19 protein-coding genes are annotated in these 24274 nt (G+C 69.9%); 5 read left to right on the forward strand and 14 right to left on the reverse strand.

From position 1 onward, the window contains the following. Window positions 1-3 precede the first annotated feature (3 nt). From G4D83_RS39700 to G4D83_RS39725, 6 genes are all read right to left on the reverse strand, one after another. A complete protein-coding gene (locus G4D83_RS39700; protein WP_240357079.1) occupies window positions 4-1398 on the reverse strand; it encodes a serine/threonine protein kinase in 1395 nt (464 codons plus the stop codon). Between the two features lie 117 nt (window positions 1399-1515). Continuing rightward, on the reverse strand, window positions 1516-4524 hold the full coding sequence (locus tag G4D83_RS39705; RefSeq protein ID WP_163870136.1) for a choice-of-anchor D domain-containing protein: 3009 nt from the start codon (window positions 4522-4524) through the stop codon (window positions 1516-1518). Between the two features lie 219 nt (window positions 4525-4743). Next, window positions 4744-5601, reverse strand: a complete 858-nt coding sequence (locus G4D83_RS39710) for an alpha/beta fold hydrolase (protein WP_163870137.1) — start codon at window positions 5599-5601, stop codon at window positions 4744-4746. A 44-nt stretch (window positions 5602-5645) separates the two neighbouring features. Continuing rightward, window positions 5646-5825 (reverse strand): hypothetical protein, encoded by a 180-nt coding sequence (locus tag G4D83_RS39715; RefSeq protein ID WP_163870138.1) that lies wholly within the window; start codon window positions 5823-5825, stop codon window positions 5646-5648. 223 nt (window positions 5826-6048) lie between these two features. Further along, a complete protein-coding gene (locus G4D83_RS39720) occupies window positions 6049-7962 on the reverse strand; it encodes an AAA domain-containing protein (RefSeq protein ID WP_163870139.1) in 1914 nt (637 codons plus the stop codon). A 129-nt stretch (window positions 7963-8091) separates the two neighbouring features. Then, a complete protein-coding gene (locus G4D83_RS39725) occupies window positions 8092-10413 on the reverse strand; it encodes a S8 family serine peptidase (RefSeq protein WP_163870140.1) in 2322 nt (773 codons plus the stop codon). A gap of 325 nt (window positions 10414-10738) precedes the next feature. On the opposite strand from G4D83_RS39725, the gene G4D83_RS39730 reads away from it, so the two are divergent. Next, complete coding sequence (locus G4D83_RS39730; RefSeq protein ID WP_163870141.1) at window positions 10739-11215, forward strand: ATP-binding protein; 477 nt, start codon at window positions 10739-10741, stop codon at window positions 11213-11215. Next, window positions 11212-11502, forward strand: a complete 291-nt coding sequence (locus G4D83_RS39735; protein ID WP_240357080.1) for a hypothetical protein — start codon at window positions 11212-11214, stop codon at window positions 11500-11502. Before G4D83_RS39730 ends, G4D83_RS39735 begins: the two co-directional genes overlap by 4 nt. Here G4D83_RS39735 and G4D83_RS39740 read toward each other — a convergent pair. The 4 genes from G4D83_RS39740 to G4D83_RS39755 all read right to left on the reverse strand — a co-directional run bounded on the left by G4D83_RS39740 (window position 11499) and on the right by G4D83_RS39755 (window position 15090). Further along, window positions 11499-12371, reverse strand: a complete 873-nt coding sequence (locus G4D83_RS39740; protein WP_240357081.1) for a transglutaminase domain-containing protein — start codon at window positions 12369-12371, stop codon at window positions 11499-11501. The two genes, G4D83_RS39735 and G4D83_RS39740, sit on opposite strands and share 4 nt — an antisense overlap. 22 nt (window positions 12372-12393) lie before the next feature. Beyond that, the gene (locus G4D83_RS39745) at window positions 12394-12936 is read right to left on the reverse strand and encodes a DUF350 domain-containing protein (protein WP_163870142.1); all 543 of its coding nucleotides are present in this window, start codon (window positions 12934-12936) and stop codon (window positions 12394-12396) included. 255 nt (window positions 12937-13191) lie between these two features. After that, complete coding sequence (locus G4D83_RS39750) at window positions 13192-13371, reverse strand: hypothetical protein (protein WP_163870143.1); 180 nt, start codon at window positions 13369-13371, stop codon at window positions 13192-13194. A gap of 348 nt (window positions 13372-13719) precedes the next feature. Continuing rightward, complete coding sequence (locus tag G4D83_RS39755; protein ID WP_163870144.1) at window positions 13720-15090, reverse strand: ArnT family glycosyltransferase; 1371 nt, start codon at window positions 15088-15090, stop codon at window positions 13720-13722. Between the two features lie 124 nt (window positions 15091-15214). On the opposite strand from G4D83_RS39755, the gene G4D83_RS39760 reads away from it, so the two are divergent. Beyond that, window positions 15215-17308, forward strand: a complete 2094-nt coding sequence (locus G4D83_RS39760) for a thioredoxin domain-containing protein (RefSeq protein WP_163870145.1) — start codon at window positions 15215-15217, stop codon at window positions 17306-17308. 159 nt (window positions 17309-17467) lie between these two features. Here the strand turns inward: G4D83_RS39760 and G4D83_RS39765 are convergent, their stop codons facing one another. The 3 genes from G4D83_RS39765 to G4D83_RS39775 all read right to left on the reverse strand — a co-directional run bounded on the left by G4D83_RS39765 (window position 17468) and on the right by G4D83_RS39775 (window position 20495). After that, complete coding sequence (locus tag G4D83_RS39765) at window positions 17468-18973, reverse strand: transglutaminase-like domain-containing protein (protein WP_205522834.1); 1506 nt, start codon at window positions 18971-18973, stop codon at window positions 17468-17470. Between the two features lie 63 nt (window positions 18974-19036). Continuing rightward, window positions 19037-19504 carry a GNAT family N-acetyltransferase gene (locus G4D83_RS39770; RefSeq protein ID WP_163870147.1) on the reverse strand — a complete coding sequence of 156 codons (468 nt, stop codon included), beginning with the start codon at window positions 19502-19504 and terminating at the stop codon, window positions 19037-19039. Beyond that, window positions 19416-20495 carry a D-alanine--D-alanine ligase family protein gene (locus G4D83_RS39775; RefSeq protein ID WP_163870148.1) on the reverse strand — a complete coding sequence of 360 codons (1080 nt, stop codon included), beginning with the start codon at window positions 20493-20495 and terminating at the stop codon, window positions 19416-19418. The genes G4D83_RS39770 and G4D83_RS39775 overlap by 89 nt, the downstream gene beginning before the upstream one ends. A gap of 148 nt (window positions 20496-20643) precedes the next feature. On the opposite strand from G4D83_RS39775, the gene G4D83_RS39780 reads away from it, so the two are divergent. Then, window positions 20644-21939, forward strand: coding sequence for an HD domain-containing protein (locus tag G4D83_RS39780; RefSeq protein WP_163870149.1), 1296 nt, complete (start codon window positions 20644-20646; stop codon window positions 21937-21939). After that, entirely contained in the window at window positions 21936-23468 is a 1533-nt protein-coding gene (locus tag G4D83_RS39785; protein WP_163870150.1) for an MBL fold metallo-hydrolase, read from the forward strand. The genes G4D83_RS39780 and G4D83_RS39785 overlap by 4 nt, the downstream gene beginning before the upstream one ends. A 19-nt stretch (window positions 23469-23487) precedes the next feature. Here the strand turns inward: G4D83_RS39785 and G4D83_RS39790 are convergent, their stop codons facing one another. Next, window positions 23488-24249, reverse strand: coding sequence for a GlsB/YeaQ/YmgE family stress response membrane protein (locus tag G4D83_RS39790; protein WP_163870151.1), 762 nt, complete (start codon window positions 24247-24249; stop codon window positions 23488-23490). Window positions 24250-24274 lie beyond the last annotated feature (25 nt).

Consider the following 24274-nt stretch of genomic DNA (forward strand, 5'->3'; position numbering starts at 1 on the left):
CCGTCAGTCGCCTTCGGGCTCACCGTGAGAGCCACCGCCGCGCGGCGGCACGCGCTTGGGCGCGGAGCCGCTGTCGGCGGGCCTCGCGGCACCTGTCCGGCCAGGAGGAGGCGAGGGCGCCTTGCCGGAGCCCGTGCCGCCCTTGGCCGGAGCCGTCGGAGCGGGCGACCCGCTGTTGGTGCCCTGGCCTCGCGGAACGGGCGCGGCCGTCGTCGAGGAACCCGCTCCCGCGCGCTTGGGCCCCATGGGCGTGGTCGACGACGCGGACACGCCGCCTCCCGGAGTCTTGGAGGGCAGGGCGGGCGCCGAGGGTGAGGAGGCGCCTGGCTTGCGTGGAGGCGCGGACGCGGTGCGCGGCGCGGCCTTCGGCGCGGAGTTGCCCGTGTCACCCGCCGCCGCTGCCGCCGCGGCCTGCTGTCGGGCGGCGATGCGCGGGTCGTAGTGGATGACGGTGGGCTCGGCGGCGAGCCGCTCCTCCTCCAGCTCCTCCGAATACGTGTCCTGCATGAAGGCCGCGAGGTGCGCTGGCGTCGCGTGCAGCTTGTGCTGCACGAGGAACTCATCCAGCGCGAGCTGCACCTCGCCCGCCGATGCGAAGCGCTCGTCGCGCTTGCGCGCCAGCGCCTTGAGCACAATCGCGTCCAGCTCCTTCGGGATGTCCGCCGAAATCTCCGACGGCGGGACAATCTTCGTCCCCACCACCGCCTTGAGCGTGGCGATCTCCGTGTCCCGCTTGAACAGGCGCTGGTGCGTCAGGAGCTCGTAGAACACCGTGCCCAGTCCGAAGATGTCGGAGCGATGGTCCAACGGCTCGCCCCGCGCCTGCTCCGGGGACATGTACGCGTGCTTGCCCTTGATGGTGCCGACCACCGTCTGGGAGAACTTCCCGGACGCCTTCGCCACCCCGAAGTCGATGAGCTTGACGCCGCCGTTGTAGCCGACGAGCACGTTCTGCGGTGACACGTCCCGGTGGATCAACGCCAGCTTGCGGCCCGACGGACTGCGCGCGTTGTGCGCCGCATCCAACCCCGCCGCCGCGTCCGCGATGATGCGGCACTTGAGCGCCAGCGGAATCGACAGCTTGCGCTGCTGGGCCCTGAGTCCCAGGGGCCCCACCGCCTCGCCATGCACGTACTCCATGGCGATGAAGTACTGCCCGTCCACGTCACCCAAGTCATAAATCTGGGCGATGTTCGGGTGGTTGAGGTGCGCGGCGATGCGCCCCTCGTCGAGGAACATCTCGATGAACTCGTCATCCTCGGACAGGTGGGGCAACAGCCGCTTCACCACCAGCAGCTTCTGGAAGCCCACCGGCCCCTTCTGCCGAGCGAGATAGACGGCGCCCATCCCGCCGATGGCGATTTTCCGCAACAGCTCGTAGCGGCCGAATGTCTCCACGTCGGGGCCACGATAGCCGCGTGGGGCCCACATGCGGAAGCCCGCGCCGCGTCATTTCCCCGGAGACGACCGCGCCCCGCATCCAGGTGGATGCGGGGCGCTTGTACCTCGGCGACCTCAGGGAGCGGTGGGAGGGACCTTGCAGACGCTGCGGTAGCGCACCTCCACCGTCTGTCCGGGCGTCGGCACCGCCGCGCCCCCGAAGACGATGGTGTTCGCGGCCCCGTCATACGTCCACTGGGTGTCCGGCACCGGCTGGCCCTGCACGCGCACCGTCATCTCCGCGGCGCCCGCGGGCTGGGCCGTCAGCGGGAAGTCCGCCTGCAGGTCTCCCGCGCGCTGGATGACCGAGTCCAGGAGGGGCCGGTAGTCGCCCTCGCAGATGGACTCCGCCCGGCCGCCCGTCCCGCGGGCGACTTCCGCGAACCGGTCCGCGTCTCCACCAGCCGTGGTGCAGCGGGTGTCGGTGGGCACCAGCGCGTAGAGCTGGCTGCGGTGTGACATGCCCGTGCCCTTCAGCGTCTGGAGGAACTGGATGTAGCTGTCCGGCACGAAGCCCGAGTTGTCGTCCTCGTCCGCCAGCACCACCACGGCCATCCGCGCCGCCGGCCGGGTGAAGCCCCAGTTGCCGTCGTTGGGCTGCGCGGTGCGCGGGTCGTCCGTCTGCTCGGACAGCGGCGCGGAGAGCGCCTGGCGCATCGTCTCCAGGCCCTGCACCAGGTTGTGGCACAGGCCCACGTCGATGTTGGCCTGGAGCCCCGCCGCCGCGTTGGGGCTGTTGCTGGAGAGCACCCGCGCGCGGTTGCCGTCCACCGGGAACAGGCGCCCGGCCTCGCCACCGTTGGCGCCGCCACCACACTGCGGCCCGCGCTGCACCAGGCCCGTGCTGGTGACACCCACGCGCACGTCCACGTTCTGCTGCCGCGCGTAGTCCAGCCAGCCGGGAATCGCCGACTTCAGGCGCTCCTGGTACGGGTCCATCGTCGTCGTGTTGGAGACCACGAAGAGCACGTCGAGCTGGCTGTCGGTGCCCTGCGTGTAGCGGTCCACCTGGATGCCCTCGTGGTTCGTCTCGCCAATCAGCGGCACCAGGAACGGCGCGGCCTCGTTCGCGGCGCGCAGGTACATGGGCGTGTAGTGCTGACCCAGCACGTTGCGCGCGTAGTCCACCTCCAGCTCGAAGCCCTCGCCGGCCAGGAGCGTGCGCGGCTGGGTGATGGGCGTCAGCAGCGAGAACTGCGTGCTCGTGCCATTGCCGATGTCGGCGCCCGTCACGGTGATGGGCTCACTGCACCGGTTGGAGATGTACGTCTTGCGCGGCGCCGCGGCGCAGTCGTAGCGGATGGCGCCGAAGTCCACGTACGAGGGCGTGGCGACCAGGCAGCTCGCCTTGGACACACCCTTGAGGGGCAGCGTCACCGTGGGCGCCGCCGGGTTGTTCACTGTCAGCTTCAGCTCGCCCGTGTACTCACCCTCGGCCGAGGGCCGGAAGGCCACCATGGCGCTGAAGGCCGTATCGTAGAGCACCACGCCACCGGTGAGCTTGCCGCCCGGCATGAAGAAGGCGCCGTTCGCGTCGTTGGACAGGTGCACGTCCTTCACCGCGCACTCCGCGCGTCCCGGGTTGCGGAAGTAGAAGCCCAGCACCGCGCCCCGGCCCGGCACCACGTTGCCGAAGTCCATCACCGGCTGGGGCAACAGCTCGTACACGCAAGGCCCGCTGGTGCGCGCCCGGCCCGTCAGGATGACCTCGCGCTCCGCGTTGAAGAGGTCGTCCGAGCGCACGCGCAGCCGCGCCTGGAAGGTGCCCTCCGACGTCGGCTCGAAGTAGACCTTCAGCTCCAGGGCGTCGTTGCCCGGCGCGATTTCCAGGCCGCCGGAGTCCAGCGCGGGCCACGCGCCCGCCGTCCACGGATAGCGCTGCGTGCCGCGCGTGGGCACGTCCACGTTGAACTGGTTGCTGGCGCCGTCCGAGACCACGCCCACGAAGCGCAGCGAGCCGTTGGTGCCCGCGTTGGTGATGCGGATGACCTTCTCCACCTTGCCGCCCACCGGCAGCTCGCCGAAGTCCAGCGCCACCGGCGTCACCGCCAGGGTGGGCCGGCCGCCCCGAGCGTCCAGGATGACCTCTGACTGCCGAGGCTTGTCGGACGCGTAGTTCACCTTGAGGTCGCCCACGTTGGGGCCGGAGAAGCGCGCGGCGAACTCCATCTTCAGCTCCACCACCTCGCCCGGCGCCACCGTGGAGCCCTCCGGCTTGGAGAGCGGCACGAAGGCGTGGTCGCTGGTGATGAGCTGCGAGATGGTGACGGGCCGCCAGGTGATGTTGCGCGCTCGCGTGAAGGACTGCGTGCGCTCATGCACTGGAATCAAATCGAAGGGCACCGGCGCCGGGTCGAACACGAAGGCGGTGGCCACCGAGTTGCCCTTGAGGTCCACCACCGTCGCGGTGCACGTCTCGCACGAGCGCACCTCCAGCCGAGCGTCCATGGCCCCCAGCGCGCGCGGCAGGTACTGCGTGCTCACCTTGCGCGAGGACAGCGGCGGAATGGTGATGGTGTCCGGCGTGAAGGGGTCCGGCCAGTCGCCGTGCACCGCCAGCGTCAACGGCAGGTCCACCGGATTGGTGACGGTGACCTCCAGGTTGCGCTCGCTGTCCACCTCCAGCGTCTCGTAGTCGAGCACCGGCGGGTCGATGATGATTTGCGTGGGCGTGCCCAGGCCGGTGACTCGCACCTGCGCCTGCGCGCCCTGGTTCGCGTCGGTGGAGACGTAGACCGTCTCCTCCGTCACGCCTTCACCCAGCGGGTGGAAGCGCACGCGCACCAGATGCGACTCGCCCGGCATCACCCGGCCGCCGCCATCCGCCAGCTCCACCTCGTACGAGGGGTTGCCGATGATGGGCAACGCCTCGATGGCGAAGAAGGGCACATAGCCGACATTGCGGATGCGCACCTCTCGCTCCCGCCACTCGCCCACCGGCACCTCGCCGAAGTCGAGCACGTCCATGTCCACCACTGCTGTCGCCTGCACCGCGCGGGTTTCATTCCCCTCGTGGCAGCCAACCAGTCCAGTGGCGACGAGTACCGCCATCGCGAGGACTCGCCCCCTCAACCCCATCCCCATTGTCCGCTCCTCACCCTTCTCCCCACACGCACCCGTCTGGGTCCGGTGCGTGATCCGCCGGCTTCCCCTATTCCAATTCGCATACCAACCGAAAGGACGAGGACGGTGTCCTGAATTCAAGGGGTTGGGATGCGCAGTCGCCGCCGTGGGCGTCAGGTGGAACGGAGTTACCCTGGAAGGTGAAAGACTTTTCCAGGTGTTCTGACCGGTGCGGGGCCTTCAGCGGATGAAGTCGCGGAGCATGCGAGCGACTTCGGCGGGCCGTTCCATGTGCACGTGATGTCCACCAGGAATCATCAGCGGCGGTGCGACGAGGGTGCGCAGGGCCGCCACCCGCGCGTCCAGCTTCGGGGCGTCAGGCCACAGGCCGTCCTGGCCGCGGATGAGCTGCACCGGGCAGGTGAGGGCGGCCTGGAGGGCGAGCCACTGTGCTTCGTCGTACCCCTGCGCGAAGCGACGCCGGTGTCGTGAGTCGAACGTGAAGGCCACCCCCCCTTCGTATGGCTCGGTGCCATGCCGGGCCAGATGCAAGGCGGCGGCCTCCGGCAAGGAGGGGTTGTTCTCGCGCAGTCGCCCGGCGGCGGACGCGACATCCGGGTAGCGCTTGCGATTCGGGGGCCGGCGCGAGTCATTCAGGAAACCTCGCAGCCGCTCCACGGCGACTTCGGGCGGCCCGCCGCTGGGGCCCAGGCTTTCGATGAGCGACAGGCCGAGCACCCGCTCCGGCCGCACGGCCGCGTACGTCAGCGCGATGATGCCGCCCAGCGAGTGGCCCACCAGGTGGGCGCGCGTCAGCCCCAGCCCGTCCAGCGCGGCCTCTATATCGAGGAGGAGGTCGCCGGATTGGTAGTGGGCCTCGGGCGGCGCGTGCGCGCTCTGCCCCATGCCGCGGAAGTCGAGCAGCGCCACGCGCCAGTCGGCGGGCACGTGCTCCAGGACACCGTCGAAGCTGTGGGAGTGGTCCAGCCAGCCGTGGAGGAACAGCACGGCGGGCGCGGTGTCGGGACCCGGACGCCAGCGCACGTGAAGGCGCAGGCCCTGGGCATCGACGAAGCGGGATTCGAGCGGGGTGGACACGGGGCGGCTCCTCCCCGTGGCTTACCCCAGCGTGAGTCCTGTCTCTAGCGCGGCGGCGTGGGCGGCCTCGGAGGCGCCCCGGTATCGGGCTTGGACATCACCAGCGCGAGCTGTCGCGCCTGGTTCTCCGTGGCACAGCGATACTCCTGGATCCTCCCGTTCTCCTTCTCGATACGGAGTACCCAGACGTCGTTTTCCTTCGTGACATTCGGCCGCTGAGACATGTGGCGGTTCCTCCCCACCCTGGGGCACAAGCACGTCTCGTGCCCGACAACAGGTTTGGAGCCAAATGCCCGATATCCGGGCCCTACACCCCGCACGGGTAGGGTCAGGTGACAAATTTGGTTCGCCGTTGCGACAAATTTTGGATCATGACCCTGACAGCCCTTGCGTAGTACCCCAGGGCTGGGTCGGTTGAGACCTGTATCACTGAGAGGGATTGGATGTTCAGAGGGCGTCCGGCCACTCCCAGGCGGAGCGATAGCCCTCGGTCGTTTGAGTCCCTTCGATGAAGCGCGCGTAGAAGGGATGACCGCTGAGGGTGGCGGAGTCGCCCACGACGAAGAGGTGCCGGCGGGCGCGGGTGAGGGCGACGTTCATCCGGCGCAGGTCGTTGAGGAAGCCGACCTGGCCCTCGCTGTTGGAGCGGGTGAGGGAGACGAGGATGGCGTCCTTCTCCCGGCCCTGGAACGCGTCCACCGTGTCGACTTCCACGTCGGGGGCGAAGGACTCCATCCGCTCGCGCAGGCGGTGGGCCTGGGCGCTGTAGGGCGTAATCACCGCGAGCTCGCGCTGCGACAGTCCGGCCGCGAGGAGCGCGCGGGCGCGGGCCTCGATGAGGTCCGCCTCGCCGGTGTTGAAGAGGCTGCGGGTGGTGGGCTCCACCTCCTCGTCGAAGCCCTTGCCCGCGGTGTCGAGGAAGAGGACGGGCGGGGCGTCCAACTGCGTGTCGGGAGGCAGGACGTCCGCGAGCGTGCGGTCCGCGACGGAGGGGTGGGCGCGCAGCGCGCCGCCGTACATCTCGCGCGAGGGGAAGTCCATGATGCGCGTGTTCATCCGGTACTGCTCGCGCAGCATGCGCTTGACGCCGTCGCCGTGGTCCGCGAGCAGCCGCTCGAAGAGGCTCACCGCGAGGCCCGCGCGGGCGGCCTCCTGCGACAGCACGGTGGGAGGGAGCTGCTGCGGGTCTCCGGCGAGGATGACGATGGGCGCGCGCAGGAAGCCCAGCAGGGCGAGCGGCTCGGTGGCCTGGGTGGCCTCGTCGAGCAGCGCCAGGTCGAACTTCTCACCGGAGAGCACGTTGGACTCGAGGCTCGCGAGCGTGACGCAGACGACGTCCGCGTTGGCCAGCACGGCGCGCACCGCCTTGCGCTCCAGCGCGCGGGCCTCGTCGAGCATCGCCTTGGCCTCCGTCGTGGAGGCGCGCGCGTTGGAGAAGCGCTCGCGGCTGCGGCCCTGGGTGCGCTGGCGTCGCGCGTAGCCCAGGAGGGAGAACGCCTCGTCGAAGAGGTCTCGCGAGATGATGCGGTCCGGGTGCTCCTCCACGACGATGTCCAGCGTGTGTTCCTGGAGCCGGGCGGCGACGCGGGCGGGGTGGCCCACGCGAATCGCTCGCAGACCCTGGGCCAGACACAAGTCCAACAGGTGGTCCACGGCGGCGTTGCTCGCGGCGGTGCACAACAGGCGCTGGCCCCGAGCCACGGCTTGCGCCGCGACCTCCGCCAGCACGGTGGACTTGCCGGTGCCCGGCGGGCCGTGGACCAGGAAGAAGTCCTCGGCGGCGAGCGCGCGTCCCACCGCGTCCAGTTGCTCCGGGTTGAGGGGACGGCCGGCCTCGAAGGGGCGGGGCGTGTCGGTGCGCGGAGGCTCGTTGCCGAGGAGGACTTCGCGCTTGCGGCGCTCCAGGCCCTTGTCCATCGCCTTCACGCGCTGGAGCCCGTTGCGCATCCGCTCGTAGGTGATGTCGTTGGGGACGACGTCCAGCCGCAAGAGGCCCTCGTGCACGTACGGCGGCGGCGAGCGGTCGAAGGCGAGCTGGAGGCGCGTGGCGCTGGCGCGCGAGACGAGCGCCTTGGCGGGCTCGCTCACCTCGGCGCGGCGGGGGAACACCGCCACGAGGTCGCCGTTGTGCAGGCGTGAGGGCAGCCGCGCGCGGTCGGCCCGGGCCAGGGTGAGCAGGACGCGGCCACCCAGGCCGACCTCCTCCTCCACCGTCTCCAAGTCGAGGACGGACAGGCCCTGTTCCTCGCGCTCGTGGAGGGACAGGCCCTCGGCGAGGGTGGCCAGGCGGGCTTTCTCGGCCTCGCGCTCCTTGGAGAGCAGTGAGCCGAGCTGGTCGAAGAAGGAGACGTCACGGGCCATGGGCCCTTGTCATGCCATCCGGACGCGGCGACGGCCAGTGTCTCGGATGTTGTCGTGTCAGGCCGTGGGCGGCGGGCCGGTGCCCCGTGTGCAAGCTGGAGCACCGGCCCTCCCGTCGTCGGGGGACGACTACGGCTGGATGAGGCCGCCGCTCACCACGAGCGCGTACACGGCGTCGATGGCGCGCGTCGCCGGGTTCGTGTCCTGGACAATCTCGTCGCCCAGCACGTCCACCTTCCAGGTGCCCGCCGCGGGCTCGCGGATGAAGACGTTCTCCACGGTGTCCACCTTGTTGGAGACGCCGCCGGACGTGGAGACGTTGCCCGCGGACAGCCCGTTGTTGCCCCAGTAGATGACGCCCGACGGCGACGTCACGCGCACCGACAAGTCATTGATGCGCGCCTGCGCGGCGCCCACGGTGCCCGCCGGGTCCGTGTAGACGAGGGTGACGTTGAACTCCTTCTGACCCTGGGGAACGGCGACGGAGTAGGACTTGATGCCCAGTGGAAGCAGGGTGTCCGTCTCGTTGATGATGCTCGTCTCCGCGGCGCGCGTGTGCAGGCGCTCCAGGTTCGCGTGTCCCCAGCCCTGGCGCACGCGCGTCAGGTCGCCGTTGGTGCCACCCAGGGGCCACTCGTAGCGGGACGCCAGGTTGATCATCAACGCCTTGGCGGTGGACATCTTCGGGCGGCTGGCGAAGACATCCGTTCCGCCACCGAAGCCGGCCCACACGCCCTCGTGCCACATCTGGAACAGGAGCCCGAAGTGGCCCGACGTCTGTGGGGTGGCCGCGCTGGTGCCGCTGAAGTTGTAGTACGAGTTGTTGCTCGTGTTGTTGGCCGAGCGGACCGCGTCATAGAAGAACGCGAGGTCCGGCTTGATGCGCCCGTCCGCCGCGGGGCCGATGCTGGCGCCGCCGTTCCACCGGTCATCGCCGGGGTTGGCGTTGTCGTAGTGGTAGAAGCCGCCCACGGAGACGATGTTCTTCGCCCACGCCTGGGGCCGCGAGTTGCGCGTGCCGGCGTTGCTCTGCGACTGGGTGCTGAGGATGGGGTACTTGAACAGGTAATCGTCCACCTCGGCGGAGATGGTGGTGTACGCGGTGCCCAGCGTGCTGCCCACGCTCGACGTCTGGAACACGGCGCGATAGGGGCCCGCCGGGTCCGTCAGCTCGCGGTTGATGTCGTAGCGGGACTTGGGGCCGCCGAATTGGCTGGACTCGCTGTAGAGGAAGAAGATGCCCTGGCCGTCGGGCAGGAGGCCCCGCGCGGTGCCGTCCACGCCCTTGGCGAAGTTGATGCTGTAGCAGCTCGTCCCGTGCGCGCTGCCGGCGGCGGACGTGCTGTGGATGAGGGGCGGGTTGGCCCACTCCTGGTGCGTCGTGCGCAGCTCGGTGTCGAAGATTTCCCCGCGCACACCCTGGCCCGTCCAGGACTTGTTCGTCTCCAGGTAGTTGGCGCCTCCCACCGTGCGCACATTGTTCATGTCCACTTCACCCGGCCCGCCCCAGCGGTCGATGTACTGCACCGCATTGGAGCGCACGAGCCGCTCCAGCTGCGGCTGGGTGAGCGTGGCCTCCACGCGCAGGCCACCGGCCTCGACGAGCTCCACCGTGCCGCCCAGCTCGCGCACCGTCTCCGCGACTTCACCCTGCCGGGCCGCGCCGCGCTCGCCCACCATGATGGAGTAGCGCTGCGGCTCCAGCCGCGCCGAGCGCCCCGTCAGGGCTTCGCGCAGGAAGCCTTCCACGCGGTACTCGGGATGGTACGGCCCCACCCAGCGCACGAAGGGCAGCTCCGCCACGCGCTTTCGGGTGTCCGCGTCCATCTCCACCAGGAAGGTGTGGTCCGTGAGGAAGCGCAGCACCTTGCCGCCCTCGCGCTCCAGGGCTTCGCGCAGCTCCGGCAGCGGCGTCGCGTGGAGCTGCACGAGCGACAGCGTGTTCTCCGCGTCCGCCGCCAGCAGGCCCGCCACCAGGGGCACCTGCGCGCTCAGCGGGTCGAACGTCACGTGTGCCAGGCGCACTTCGTGGGTGGTGGCCATGGCGCGGCCCACCAGCTCCGTGCCGCCCCGGCTGTAGGCGAAGAAGTCCTGGCGCTTTCCGTCCGCGCCCTCCTCCTGCCAGACATGGAGCTGGAGCTGCGTCTTCGGAACGCCGAGCGTCCGCAGCCCCTGGACGGTGTTGTCCGTGCGGTGGAACACGTGGCCTGCGCCCGTGACGAGCGTGTAACGGCCGCTCACCGTGGCGGCGAGGCCCGTGGCGGGACGCGCGGCGCTCGCGGCCTGGGTGTCGACGATTCGCGCGGGAAGCGACGACGCGCGCTCGATGCCCATGCGTGACGGTGACTTCGAAGCAGCGAGCACCGGCAGCGGTGCGATGAGGCCCCAGCCCAGGGCCATGACAGAGAGCCGACGCCAGCGTCCCGCATACGACGAGAAGGGGGTTTCCATGCGGTGTCTCCTGTTCGGGTTGCGCTTCGTGTTGCGTCCACCGCGACCTGCTCCAGTGCGAGCGGTGGATTACGACAGTTCTTGAATTTGTGTAATTCGAGATTTAATTGTTAATCGAGATAATCGGTTCAGGGCAACACAATCGAGGTGCGGGCTGGGTCGGCTGTGCAATGCCTCACATCGCGGCCGGGTTTGGGTAGACGCGTGCGCTGGGAGCGGCATGCCCTTGGAGGTCTCCCGTTCCAGGGGCGGGCGTGAGCCCGGGAGTGCACCCCGCACGGAGCGTCAGCCGAGGAGCGGGCGTCGCGTCCGGAAGGGCTCCGTCATGGAACTCATCCTCTTCATCGGGTTACAGGCCTCCGGCAAGAGCCGCTTCTTCCAGCGCCGCTTCGCGGACACGCACGTGCTGGTGAGCAAGGACCTGTGGCCTCACGCGCGACGCAAGGAGGCCCGGCAGCGTCGGCTCATCGTCGAGGCGCTGGGCGCGGGGCGTTCAGTGGTGGTGGACAACACGCACCCCACGCCGGAGCAGCGCATGCCGCTCATCGCGCTGGGGCATGAACGGGGCGCGCGCGTCCTCGGCTTCTACTTCGAGTCGAGGCTCGCGGACTGCCTGGCCCGGAACGCGAAGCGCGAGGGGCGGGCCCGGGTGCCGGAGGTGGCGCTGTTCGCCACGGTGAAGCAGCTGCGGCGGCCGAGCCTCGAGGAAGGTTTCGATTCGCTGTACCACGTGAGCTGGGCCGCGGACGGCGGCTTCAGCGTCGAGGACTGGAAGGAGGAGCGAGATGTGGGACCCGGATGAGCGCGGCGCAGGCCACGCGCGAGCTGGACGGAAGGCCGGTGTCCTTCAAGCACGAGCTGCTCTTCCAGCGGGGCATCAACTTCAACGAGCTGGCGCTCTGGCAGCGTCGGGGCTCCGCCATCCGTTGGGAGCAGTACACGAAGGAGGGCGTGGACCCACGAGATGGCTCACGTCAGCTGACGACGCGCCGCCGGCTCGGGGTGGACTCGGAGCTGCCGATGAAGGAGGCGTACGAGCGCTATCTGCGCGACGTGCTCACCGCGTCCTCTGTGTCGGAGGCGCGTTAGCCGGAGGTGCTGGGCTCCAGCGCCATCACCCGCCACAGCCGGGGCTTGTCGTACTTGGGCGGAATCATGCCCACCGGCCAGCCCTCGGCCGTGACTTCCGCGTACTGGTAGGTGCGTCCACCGTGGCGCATGCGGGTGCCCGTGCCCGGCAGGCCCACGCCCACCGCCGCGTGGGCCAGCGGGTCCGAGTAGAGAATCACCGCGTCGATGCCCACCTGTCGCAGCAACATCACCGCGAGCACCGCCTTGGAGTCGCAGTCGCCCTTGTTGCGCGCGGGCACCAGCGCGGGGGGGATGATGCCGAAGGGCTCGTCCACGGGCAGCTCGTAGTGGATGCGCTGCACGAAGTTGAGGATGAGCTGCGCGGCCTGCGCGGAGTCCAGGTTCCGCTCGCGCGCGGACGCGACGAAGCGCTCGCCCAGCGCCTTCACGGGCCCCGCGTTGCTGCGGATCAGCTCCTCGTAGATGCACCGCATGTCGGCCGAGCAGCCGCGCGGAGGCTGATATGTGAAGCGCTCCCCGCCGAGCGAGCGATAGCGCAGCCTGCGTCCGAAGGCCTTGTGCTGGTCCTCCAGCCACGCGTCCAGCGTGTCGCCCAGGCCGTACGTCAGCCGGTTGCCCGGAGGGTGGAGGGTCTCCACGCTCCAGTCATACGTGTGCGCGCGCGAAGGCGAGGTGTCCGGGGGGATGAGCACGGTGCCCAGCTCCACCGCGCCCGTGCCCGCGGGCAGGCCCGGTACGGGCGAGCGCACGTTCAACTCGGCGAGCTGGCCCATCATCCCCAGGCCGCAGCAGCACATGCAGCTCGCCGCCCCGAGCAACCCGAGCAGCAGCTTGAAGAGCGTCTTCATGCCGGAGCTGGTGGACATGGTCGCGACGAGGCCCCTCGCGTCATCCGGGAGCGAGCATCGTCCCCTCGGGAAGCTGGGGGAAGGGGATGAGTCCGTTGAGCGCCGCCTGGAGCCCCGGCGCCGTCAGGAGCGCGAGCACCAGCAGGATGGCGGAGAGGATGAGCGCGGCGGCCACGTTGCCCTTGCGCACCTCGGCCAGCTCGTCGATGCCGGGCGTCATCCTGTCGAACAGGAGGATGCCCAGCGCGAGCACCGCGACGCCGACACCCAGGGACAGGCCCACGTGCAGCGCCGCCACGGCGACGAGCTTGCCCGCGAGCATCGGATGGAAGGGCTGCGCGCGCACGGTGAGGTCCACCGCGTCCGACGTGGCCTGCACCGCGTGCTGCACCAGCATGCCCAGCGACACGAGGCTTGTGGCGTGGACGAGGCCGGCGGCGGTGTTGCCCTGGCGCAGCTCCTCCACCGGGTTGGTGCCGAGGATGCGGCTCAGGCCTCGCAGCGCGAGCCAGATGCCCAGCGCGGCGACGAGGCCGCCCAGCACCACTTTGAGGAGACCGACGAGGAAGAGGGTGAGGTCCATGCGGAGCACTTCCGGCAGCATGGGCGCGCCGGAGGCCGCACTCTACACCCGCGAGACGCTTCGGAGGTCCTTCCGCGCGCGCCGGCGGGAGTGTGTTGCCGAGCGGCCGTCCAGGAGGCCCGGGCCGCCCGGTGAGCAGGGAGGCTCGCCCTCCTCGACGAGGCCAGCCCACCGCGCGGTGTCCGGCTCATCGAGGTCCGCCCACCGCGCGGTGTCCGGCTCATCGCGGCCCGCCCACCACGAGCGGTGTCCGGCTCACCCGTACTTGAGGCCCGGGATGAGCGCGCCGGACGTCCAGCCACGCCCGTTGGCGCTGAAGATGTTCACGCCGTAGGCGCTGCCCCGCGCCTCGATGGTGCGCCTGTCGCCCAGGCTGATGGCCACGTGGCCGGGCCGGTACAGCAGCGCGCCGCGCGTGCGCAGGGCCTCCGCCACGGAGATGGTGGTGCCCTTCTGTTGTAGTACGGCACCTGGTTCATCGTGCCGTCGGGGACGGAGACGCCCTCCTGATGGGCCGCCCACTGCACCAGCTCCGAGCAGTCGAACTTCGACGGGTTGGGGTCATCCAGGTGGGTCTCCGCGCCAAAGACATACCTGTCTCCCTTTTGCGCGAGCGCCTTCTGCACGAATGCTTCCGCCGTGCCCTTCGTCCCCTGCTGCGGCGGCTTGGAGGGCGGCTTCGCGCCTCCGGCATTCAATGCGCCCCACGTCTTCGGGCCCACGATTCCGTCCTGAGCCAGGCCCTTCGCCTTCTGGAAGAGTTGTCATGCCCCTCGGGAGAGGTCAGGGCTTTTTGCCCCGCACCCACCACACCCGAAAGAAATGCAGACGGCGGCCCTGGAAAGTTCCTTCCAGTTCAACGACTTCGTCCATGGCCTCGAAGCGGTCTGTCAATGCCTCGGGCGGGAGCGGCCCGTCCTCTTCCACCCAGAGCACATCTTTTCCTGGGGGCACATGCGGCTCGGGCCACACGTCATATTGGCTGAAGCGCACCAGGCCCGCGGTTCCGACGGGGACTCCCGCGTAGCGGGCAATCTGGGAGGCGAGCTGGTAGTTGCCGGCGTACACGGCGACCACGTCTCCGGGCTTCATCTGGGGAAAGAGCTTCTCCGGGGTGGACAGCGCGCTCAGCACGTCCCAACCGTGCGTGCGCCACAGGGCTGTATCTCGCTTGAAGCTCACCACGGGGAAGAACAGGTGCAGCGTCACCGCGAGCACCACCGCGAGGCCGGAGAACGCCGCCGCGCGCTGCCAGGGTCGCCGCATGCCCGCCACGCCGATGCACACGGAGAGGTAGGCCATGGTCGTCCAGTTGACCTCGCCGCGCGCGCGCGACGACGCGTAGCCGAAGAACAGCAGGGGCACGAGGGCAGCCATGCGCAGCAGGAGGTGCTCGCGAGGGCCCTTGAGCGCGTACACCAGCGCGAGCGGGAAGAGGACAGGGCCTCCGAAGGCGAACTGGCCTCCGACGAACTCGCCCAGTGTCTTCCATCCACCCTGGCCCTCGAGGCCATGTCGGAGCTGGAAGGCGATTCCCACCCAGTCATGGCGCGCGTTCCACATCAGCACCGGCGCGAGGAACAACAGCGCCAGCGCGCCCGTGCCCCAGGCGCCCCGGGGCAGGCGCTTGAGTTTCAGCGCGGTGACGAGGAAGGCCAAGCCCAGCAGCACCGCGGGGAACTTGGCCAGCAGCGCGAGGCCCGAGGCGAGCCCCGCCCACAGCCAGCGCTCGCGCCACAGCGCCCACAGCGACAGCGTCCAGAACAAGAGCAGCGCGCTGTCGGGCGTGGCCCAGACTCCGGCCACCATTCCTCCGGGAACCACGCTCCACAGGGCCGCCGCGCGCCAGGCCGCTTCACGGCTCTGGTACACGTCGCGGGCCAGTCCCCACACGGCGGCCAGGGTGCCGACACCGCACAGGAGCGCCGTGCCGTGGATGCCGAACGCGGCGATGAGCCAGGCGATGAGCGGCGGGTGGTCGTAGTAGCCCCAGTCGAGCCGCTGCGCCCATTGCCAGTAGTAGGCGGTGTCGAAGTAGACGTCGGTGCCCAGCGCCAGCACGCAGCGCACGGCGAGGGCCACGCCGGTGAGGGCGAGACACGTCTTGAGGGCGAGGCCGACGGGGGTGGGCGGGGCGGGGGCGGGGGAAACCATGCTCACGTCTCGGGGCCAGCGTACCTTGCTCCCGTCCTCCAGTGGAGGGTTGTGCCCTTGGGGCTTGCCCTGTTTTCCCAGGCTCCATATGCCGTGCCGACGCCGTCCCTCGCTTGGAGTCCGCATGTCCTCCCACCCTCCGTCGTCTGGTTCCTCCAACCGCCTGGCCCGGGAGCCGTCGCCGTACCTGCGTCAGCATGCCGGCAATCCCGTGGACTGGTTCGCCTGGGGGGACGAGGCGCTCGCGCGAGCCCGCGCGGAGGACAAGCCCATCCTGCTCTCCGTGGGCTACTCCGCGTGCCATTGGTGTCACGTGATGGCGCACGAGTCCTTCGAGTCGCCGGAGACGGCGCGGCTGATGAACGAGGGCTTCATCAACATCAAGGTGGACCGCGAGGAGCGGCCGGACCTGGACCAGATCTACCAGGGCGTGGTGCAGCTGTTGGGGCAGGGCGGGGGCTGGCCGCTCACGGTCTTCCTCACGCCGGACCTGAAGCCCTTCTACGGCGGCACCTACTTCCCGCCCGAGGACCGCTACGGCCGCCCCGGCTTCCCCCGGTTGCTGATGGCGCTGCGGGACACGTGGGAGAACAAGCGCGAGGAGGTGAAGCGGCAGGCCGAGCAGTTCGAGGAGGGGCTGGGCGAGCTGGCCGCGTATGGCCTGGATGCGGCGCCCGGCGTGTTGACGGCGGCGGACGTGGTGGCGATGGGCAAGCGCATGGTGCAGCAGGTGGACCTGGTGCATGGCGGCTTCGGCGGCGCGCCCAAGTTCCCCAACCCGATGAACTTCTCCCTGCTGCTGCGCGCATGGAGACGCGGAGGCGGCGCGCCGCTGCGGGACGCGGTGTTCCTCACGTTGGAGCGCATGGCGCTGGGTGGCATCTATGACCAGCTCGGCGGCGGGTTCCATCGCTACTCGGTGGACGCGCGTTGGTTGGTGCCGCACTTCGAGAAGATGCTCTACGACAACGCGCAGCTCGTGCACCTGTACGCGGAAGCACAGCAGGTGGAGCCTCGGCCGCTGTGGCGCAAGGTGGTGGAGGAGTCGGTGGAGTACGTGCGCCGCGAGATGACGGACTCAGGCGGCGGCTTCTATGCGGCACAGGACGCGGACAGCGAAGGGGAGGAGGGGAAGTTCTTCGTGTGGCGCCCGGAGGAGCTCCAGGCGGTGCTGTCCCCGGAGCGCGCGGAGCTGGTGACGCGCCACTTCCGCGTCACGTCGCAGGGCAACTTCGAGCACGGCGCCACGGTGCTGGAAGTCGTGGTTCCGGGGGAGTTGCTGGCGCGCGAGCGGGGACTTCCAGTGGAGGAGGTGGAGCGCGAGCTGGCGGAGGCGCGTCGGGCGATGTTCCTGGCGCGCGAGCAGCGGGTGAAGCCGGGCCGCGACGACAAGATTCTGGCGGGCTGGAACGGGTTGATGATTCGCGGGCTGGCGCTCGCCGCGCGAGTCTTCGAGCGTCCGGACTGGACGAAGCTCGCGGTGTCCGCCGCGGACTTCGTGCTGGCGAAGATGTGGGACGGGACGCGGCTGGCGCGCTCGTACCAGGAGGGCGAGGCGCGCATCGATGGCTTCCTGGAGGACTACGGTGACCTGGCCTCGGGGCTCACCGCGCTCTATCAGGCCACGTTCGACGTGAAGTACCTGGAGGCGGCGGAGGCGCTGGTGAAGCGCGCGGTGGAGTTGTTCTGGGACGAGGAGAAGCGGGCGTACTTCACCGCGCCTCGTGGCCAGAAGGACCTGGTGGTGGCGACGTATGGCCTGTTCGACAACGCGTTTCCTTCTGGCGCGTCCACGCTGACGGAGGCGCAGGTGGCGCTGGCCGCGCTCACGGGGAACGAGCGACACCTGGAGCTGCCGGCGAAGTACGTGGGGAAGATGCGCGAGGGACTGGTGGCCAATGCGATGGGCTATGGCTACCTGGGGCTTGCGGCGGACTCGTTGCTGGACGGCGCGGCGGGCGTGATGTTCGCTGGCTCGCGCGACGCGGTGGCGCCGCTCTTGAGCGCGGCGAACCTCGTCTACGCACCGACCTTCGCCTTCGGCTGGAAGGAGGAGGGCACGGCCGCGCCCGCGCTGCTCAAGGAGCTGTTCGAGGGGCGCGAGCCGGTGGGCGGGCAGGGGGCGGCGTACCTGTGCCGGGGCTTCGCCTGCGAGCGACCCCGGACAGACGCGAAGGAACTGGCCGAGCGACTGACGGAGATGCCACCGGTCGCGTGAGCATTGCGTACCTGAGTCAGGCGCGAACTCCACGCGCGGGCTCGCGAGCCACGTCGCAGGCACTGGCGTGGCCGCGCCTCGTGAGGCGGTCCGCAGTGCCTCGGCGGGCGCGGGCCAATGAGGCCCGCGTGCTTCCTCAAGGCGCCTTCGGTCCGAGGACTACTTGACCTCGGTCACCTTCAGCGTGCCGATGAGGGGCGTGATTTCGGCGTTCCCCTCATAGCCGAAGGCGAAGTGAGTGGCGTCCGCGACGGGCTGGTTGAACGTCGGGTCCAGCTGCGTCCACTCACCCACGAACGCCTCCACCCACTCGTGCCAGTAGAGCGCGGGCACGCCGTCCTGGTTCACCATGTAGATGACGCCGTCCACGCGCCGAGCGGGGATGCCCGCCGCGCGCAGGAGCGCCACCGACAACAGCGAGTGCTCCGTGCAGTCCCCGCGCTTCTGGCGCAGCACATCCGTGGCCCGGTCCGCGCTGGCCCCGTAGTCCTTCTCCAGATGCGTGGCCACCCACGTGTTCACCTTCTGCGCCGCGCGGTACGCGTCCTTCTCGTCACCGACAATCTTCTTCGATTGCTCGCGGATGGCCGGGGCGTCGCTCTCCACGATGAGGTCGGACTTGAGGTTCTTCCCACCCTCCGGGTCCGCCACGGGACGCGGCTTGCGCGCCGCCGCCGAGGGCGCCGCGGCCTGCAACGTCACGTCCACGCTGCCATCCGGCCGCGCGGCGAACTTCTGGCGGTACGTCTCCACGCGGAACTTCTCCGGCAGCCCCGTCACCACCAGCTTCACGCTCCCGGGCACCGCCCGCGCGGACTCCGGCAGCGGCTTGGGCAGCACCACGCGGGTGAGGCCGAACACCTCCACCAGGTCCATGCGCTTGGCGACGGCCTCCGTCTCCTTGCGCGCCTGCATCGTCTGGCCGAAGTCCACCAGCACCATCTCCCCGCGCTGGGTGACATAGGAGACCACCGGCACCTTCTCCTTCTGCGAGATGCTGCTGGCCTTGCCCAGCTTCACCTTCACGCCATTCACCGTCCGCTGCTCGGCGGGCTCCACGGTGGTCGTGAGGCCGTACGTCTCCAGGTCCATGCCATCCAGCACGAAGCCGTCCACCTTCGCCTTGCGAGCCAGCGCCACGCGCGCCTGGTCCACGTCCTCGACGCGCTCCTTCGTCGCGGGCAGCACGGGAAGCACCTCGTCCGCGTGGCCCAGGCGCTTGCGCACCACGCTCATTCCGCCCTCCGGCGTGGTGGCTCCCTCCAGCGTCTGGTCTCCACCGTCGCCCCGCTGCACCACGCTGAACGACAGCAGCCGGCCGCCGGGCTTCGCCTCGTAGATGCGCTCCTCGCGGTGGTTGCGCTCCGACAGGCGCGTCCCCACGAGGGCCTTGAACACGAGCTGGTTGATGCTCTTCACCTTGGCGGGCTCGCCGGGCATCACCACCAGGTCCGTGAAGAGCCAGCCCACCTTCTTGTCCATGAGGTACAGGCCGAAGAACTCCCCCCCTTGAGGGCGAGGAGCCTTCACCACGTCGGACATTTCGGTGGGAGCGGAGACGGCCTTGGTGGGCGCGGGAGCACCAGCCCAGGCGGCGGGGACGCCCGCCAGCAGGGCGCACAGGGACACGAGGGCCAGGGACATCGGTCGGGGCGTGCGAGTCATCACGCCCCTTCTAACGGGGGAGGCGGTCAAAGTCTTCAACCGCCCCACACCCCGTGCGGTGGCCTACAGCCGCTTGGTGAGGATGATGAGGTCGTCCCCCACCTTGTAGAAGTCGCGGATGCGCGCTTCCTCGCCGTACTTCATGGACGCGTAGAAGCCGCGCGTGGGCCCGTAGGCCTCCGTGGCGCTCGTCTCCACGCGGATGAGCCGGCCATTGCGCCGACGCAACTCTCCCTCCATCGCGGACACCAGCGCCGCGCCCACACCCTGACCGCGCACCTCCGGAGAGGACGCAATCCAGTACAGGTCATAGCTGTCCTCCGTCATCGGCGTGGGGCCGTAACAGATGTAGCCGACCAACTGGCCGTCCCGGTCCGCGACGAAGATGGCGTAGTCCGCGTTGTCCGGCGTGAGCGCGATGCCGACCAGCTCGATGGCGACCTCAACCTCCTGCGGCGAGAAGGTTTCGATCTTTCGAATCAGCGCGGCGAGGGGCTCCCGGTCCTTTCCTTCGATGCGACGGATGTCCATGGGCTCTTTCGGAAGCGACCTCCACCAGTCGGGCGGCGAGGGCGGGATAGTCCAGGCCCGCGGCAGCCGCGGCCCTGGCGAACCCTGCTCCCGGATGGAGGTCGCAGTTGGGGTTGATGTCGATGACGTAGGGAACGCCCTCCGGAGACACCCGAAGGTCGACCCGTCCATAGTCCTGACAGTCGAGCGCTGCAAAGGCTTCCAGCGCGACCTGCACACAACGAGCTTCCAGCGCCGCATCCACCTGACACGGCCCGGCGGGCGTATCCCGGTACTCGGGAGAGCCCTCCTCCCACTTGGCGCTGTACGACACGATGTTCGGCCGGTCCTCGAAGGTCCGACCGAAGTGGATTTCAGTCAACGGCAGCGCGCGGCGCGGCTGGTTTCCCAACAGCGGCACGTAGATTTCGCGGCCGGGGATGAACTGCTCGACGAGCGCGGGCTGGTGGAACTCGCGCAGCACCGCCTCGCAGGCGCGCACCAGCGCGGCGCGCTCGTACACGACGGAGTCCTTCGTCACGCCCATGCTGGCGTCCTCGCGCGCGGGCTTGACGATGAGGGGCCAGGGGAGGTCCACCGCCAGCGCGTCCTCCAGGCGCTCCACCACGCGGAAGGCGGGCGTGGACACGCCGCGCGCCGCGAGCAGCTCCTTCGCCTTGGGCTTGTGCAGCGCGAGCCCGAGCGAGAGGGCGGACGAGCCAGTGTAGGCCAGGCCCAGCGCATCCAGCAGGCAGGGGACCGCCATCTCTCCCCGGCTGTCGGCGGCGAGCGACTCGCACAGGTTGACGACGAGGTCCGGCTGCCGCCTTCGCAGGATGTCCACGAAGTCCAGCCGGTCACCCTCGATGGCCAGTGGCTCGGCGACGGTATCGCCGTGGGTGAGGGCTTCGGAGAGCGCGGCGGCGACCCGCACCACGTCCTCTCGGGCCTCCCGTCCCGGGTCATCCTGGAGGAGCTCGTGGTCGCGGTTGTGCAGCAGAATGAGGTGCATTCGGAGGTGCCGGGAGGGTTAGCACGTCCCCCGTTCCGAGCCCAGTCCACAGGTGACGGTTGGTTACCTCCTGGGCTACCTCCCGGAAGGGCTTGCAGTACGGTGGACTACCTCCGATAGGGGTATCCAGGAGTATGGAAAGGGCACCATGCGCATCCGCGACCCCATCCACGGCACCATCCCGGTGAGCGAGTCGGAGAAGGCCGTCATCGACAGCCGCCACTATCAGCGGCTGCGTTATGTGCGGCAGCTCGGCTTCGGAGACCTGGCCTTCCCCGGGGCCACTCACACCCGGCACATCCACTCCCTGGGCGCCATGCACGTCGCCTCGCGAGTGTTCGGCGCGGTGGCCTCCCGCTCGTCGCTCCCCGAGGACGTGCGAGAGCGCTTCTGCACCGCGGTGCGTCTGGCAGTCCTCTGCCATGACCTGGGCCACATGCCGCTGTCGCATGCCTCCGAGCGCATCGCCCCGAAGCGTTCACTGCTGCGCCTGCCCGGCTGGCTGGACTCAGTGGCGGAGGGGGAGCAGGCCACCCACGAGGACTACACGGCGAAAATCCTGCTCGACAGCTCGCTGACGCCCATCATCGAACGCGAGTTCGGGGCGCGGGACATCACCCCCATGGCGGCGGTGGCGCTGATTACGGGAGCCCGTCCGCCCAAGGACCCGGGCTTCACGTGGGACGGGGTGGACTGGACGCCGCTCTTGCGCGCCATCGTCTCCGGCGAACTGGACGCGGACCGCATGGACTACCTGCTGCGCGACTCCTTCTACACGGGGGTCAACTACGGCCGGTACGACATGGATTGGATCATCGGCAACCTGAACCCGGCGGTGAAGGACGGGCGGGCCTATCTGGCGCTGAGCCGGGCGGCGGCGTTCGCCTTCGAGGACTTCCTCCTCAGCCGCTACCACATGTTCGTCTCGGTCTACCTGCACCACACGTCGGTGAGCTTCGACTACATGCTGCGGCGCTACTACGAGGAGTCGCCCGGCGAGTTCGAGATTCCGTCGGACCCGGAGGCCTTCCTGCTCTGTGACGACTCGGCGCTCTGGTACACGCTGCGCCGCTCCCGCAACAAGTGGGCGCAGCGCATCATCACCCGTCAGGGCTTCAAGCTGCTGGCGCAGTTCACGGAGCGGGATGCCGGGTATGACCTGGACGTGCTGCGCAGCGCCCTCGTCTCGTCGGGCTTCGAGCACTACGTCGTGGAGTCGGTGAACGTCCTCAGCAAGTACGCCTCCGGCCCGACGGGCCCGGGGCCGAGCCTCTTCATCATCGACGCGTCCACCGGACGGTTGACGGAGGTGGCGCGCTACACCGCGCTGTACCAGCGCTACAGTGGAGCGGTCCGTCTCACGCGCTTGTTCGTGCGGCCGGACCAGTCGGAAGCAGCGCACGAGCTGATGGGCCAGCTCCTCGGTCAGGCGGTGCAATCATGAGTGAGCGTCTTCCCGGCCTGGGTCTCGGCCTGGACCTGAGTCATGTCCCCGCCGAGCCCCGTGCCTCCGCGGTGGCGCTGCTGTATCGCCGCGTGGGCCCCGGAGTGGAGGTCTACTGGGTGAAGCGCGGCAAGGCGCTGAAGTTCGCGGGCGGCTTCTACGCGTTTCCCGGGGGCAAGCTGGACGCGGCGGACGCGGATGTCCCGGTGCGGGGCGCCAGTGGAGAAGAGGCCGCGCTGCGCTCGGCCGCCGCGCGCGAGCTGTTCGAGGAGGCCGGCGTGCTGGTGGCCGAGGGCGCCGAGTCGCTCTCGCAAGAGAAGCACGACGCCCTGCGCAAGGCGCTGCTGGCGGGACAGCGCGGCTGGGGTGAGCTGCTCCAGGCCGAGGGTCTGACGTTGCGCGCCGACGACTTCCGCGCCGCGGGGCGGTGGATTACCCCGCATGCGGTGCCGGTGCGCTTCGACACGCACTTCTATCTGGCGGAGCTGCCGCCGCACGCGCGCACGGAGCTGTGGCCCGGAGAGCTGTCGGAAGGCGCGTGGGTGTCGCCCTCGCTGGCGCTGGGGCGCTGGAATGACGGCACCGCGCTGCTGCACCCGCCGGCGGTGCATGCGCTCCAGGTCCTGGGCACGTTCACCGACGAGGCGGACGCGAGGGCACGGCTCACGACGCCGCCGTATTGCCCGGGCTACATCGCCCAGCGCATCGAGTTCCAGCAGGGCGTGCGCGTGGTCGCGCTGGAGACGCCCACGCTGCCTCCGGCCACTCACACCAACGCGTACGTGTTGGGCAACGGCGAGCTGCTGCTGGTGGACCCCGGCTCCGGCGACGTGAAGCAGTACGCGAAGCTCCTGTCGCTGGTGTCGAGCCTCAAGGCGGACGGGCTCAAGCCGGTGGCGGTGGTGCTGACGCATCACCACGGCGACCACGTGGGCGGCGCGCGCGCGGTGAAGGAGCGGCTGGGCATTCCGCTGTGGTGCCATGCGAAGACGGCGGAGTGGCTGGACTTCCCCGCCGACCGGCTGCTGGAGGACGGCGAAGTGCTGGAGCTGGCGGGTGAGGTGCCCCAGCGCTGGCGGGTGCTGCACACGCCCGGACATGCGCGGGGCCACATCTGCCTCGTGGACGAGCGCAGCCGCGCGGCGGTGGTGGGAGACATGGTGGCCGGCGTGGGCTCCATCGTCATCGACCCGCCCGAGGGCAACATGCGCGACTACCTGACGCAGCTCGCCCGGCTGCGCGACTGGCCCGTGGGCACGCTGTATCCCGCGCATGGCCAGCCGCTGCCGGACGGGCCCGCGAAGCTCCAGGAGTATCTGAACCACCGCGCCCAGCGCGAGGCGCTCATCCTCGCGGCGGTGCCTCCCGACGGAATCACCCTGGCCCGGTTGGTGGAGCGGGCCTATGCGGACACGCCGCCGTTGATGCACCCGGTGGCGGAGCGCAGCGCGCTGGCCACGCTGGAGAAGCTGGTGGCCGAAGGCCGCGTGCGCGAGGAGTCGCTGCAGTACTTCCGTCTGGAGACTTGAGCCGCCGGAGGGGCGGCTTTCAGAACCGCCCCATCAGGCCCAATCGGGGACCGTGTTCGGTCATCCCCGCGACGGGCAGCAGCCGCACGCCGGAGTCGTGCTGTGTCTTCGCGGGCGGCGTCACCGGGCGCTGCGACTGGTGGGACAGCTCGTAGCCCGTGGTGGCGCCCGCGACGGGGAGCAGCAGCAGTAGCGCGGCGAGCGCCTTGTCGTTGTCGTCGGCGCCGAGGATGAGCGAGCCCAGCAGCGCGCCACCCCAGCCCACCAGGCTTCCTCCGATGGTGGCGAGCAGCGTGCCCTTGCCGTCCATGAGCCGGCCGCCCGCCCACGTGCCGGCGGGAATCCCGATGACGACGCCGGTGAGGCCGCCCACGAGCGAGACGACCTGGCACTCGTCGCAGCCCACCGTGGGCGCGCCGAGCAGGTAGCCCACCAGCAGCCCCACTGCGCCCCCCGCGATTCCGCCCGCGGCTCCTCCCACGAGCTCCACCGCGACGCGGGGCACCGGATCTTCCACGGCGGCCTTGCGGCTCGGTTTGGCTGCTTCGGTGACTTCAGGACCGGACGTCGCGGTGGGGGGGGCCTGGGCCTCGCCCGTGCCCTCGTCATCGTCACGCGACGTGCTGTCTCCGGGCGAGACGGGGACGAGCGGGGGAGGTGTCAGCTCGGGAGCGGGGCGCTGGGCCGGCTCGTCCTCGGGGACTCGCTGGCCCCAGGCGGAGCCCGTGCTCGACAGGAGCAGGACGGCCAGCCAGGCGGAGAGCGCGCGCGAAAACCTCACCCCCCCAAGCTACCGCAAGGCCGGG

This window comes from Myxococcus eversor (assembly GCF_010894455.1).
Taxonomy (GTDB): Bacteria; Myxococcota; Myxococcia; order Myxococcales; family Myxococcaceae; genus Myxococcus; species Myxococcus eversor.

Bases quoted from the DNA above. Each gene is read 5' to 3' on its own strand.
- G4D83_RS39705 (WP_163870136.1), bottom strand. From the start codon at position 4,524: ATGGGGATGGGGTTGAGGGGGCGAGTCCTCGCGATGGCGGTACTCGTC.
- G4D83_RS39715 (WP_163870138.1), bottom strand. From the start codon at position 5,825: ATGTCTCAGCGGCCGAATGTCACGAAGGAAAACGACGTCTGGGTACTC.
- G4D83_RS39720 (WP_163870139.1), bottom strand. From the start codon at position 7,962: ATGGCCCGTGACGTCTCCTTCTTCGACCAGCTCGGCTCACTGCTCTCC.
- G4D83_RS39725 (WP_163870140.1), bottom strand. From the start codon at position 10,413: ATGGAAACCCCCTTCTCGTCGTATGCGGGACGCTGGCGTCGGCTCTCT.
- G4D83_RS39730 (WP_163870141.1), top strand. From the start codon at position 10,739: ATGGAACTCATCCTCTTCATCGGGTTACAGGCCTCCGGCAAGAGCCGC.
- G4D83_RS39735 (WP_240357080.1), top strand. From the start codon at position 11,212: ATGAGCGCGGCGCAGGCCACGCGCGAGCTGGACGGAAGGCCGGTGTCC.
- G4D83_RS39740 (WP_240357081.1), bottom strand. From the start codon at position 12,371: ATGTCCACCAGCTCCGGCATGAAGACGCTCTTCAAGCTGCTGCTCGGG.
- G4D83_RS39745 (WP_163870142.1), bottom strand. From the start codon at position 12,936: ATGGACCTCACCCTCTTCCTCGTCGGTCTCCTCAAAGTGGTGCTGGGC.
- G4D83_RS39755 (WP_163870144.1), bottom strand. From the start codon at position 15,090: ATGGTTTCCCCCGCCCCCGCCCCGCCCACCCCCGTCGGCCTCGCCCTC.
- G4D83_RS39760 (WP_163870145.1), top strand. From the start codon at position 15,215: ATGTCCTCCCACCCTCCGTCGTCTGGTTCCTCCAACCGCCTGGCCCGG.
- G4D83_RS39765 (WP_205522834.1), bottom strand. From the start codon at position 18,973: ATGACTCGCACGCCCCGACCGATGTCCCTGGCCCTCGTGTCCCTGTGC.
- G4D83_RS39770 (WP_163870147.1), bottom strand. From the start codon at position 19,504: ATGGACATCCGTCGCATCGAAGGAAAGGACCGGGAGCCCCTCGCCGCG.
- G4D83_RS39775 (WP_163870148.1), bottom strand. From the start codon at position 20,495: ATGCACCTCATTCTGCTGCACAACCGCGACCACGAGCTCCTCCAGGAT.
- G4D83_RS39780 (WP_163870149.1), top strand. From the start codon at position 20,644: ATGCGCATCCGCGACCCCATCCACGGCACCATCCCGGTGAGCGAGTCG.
- G4D83_RS39785 (WP_163870150.1), top strand. From the start codon at position 21,936: ATGAGTGAGCGTCTTCCCGGCCTGGGTCTCGGCCTGGACCTGAGTCAT.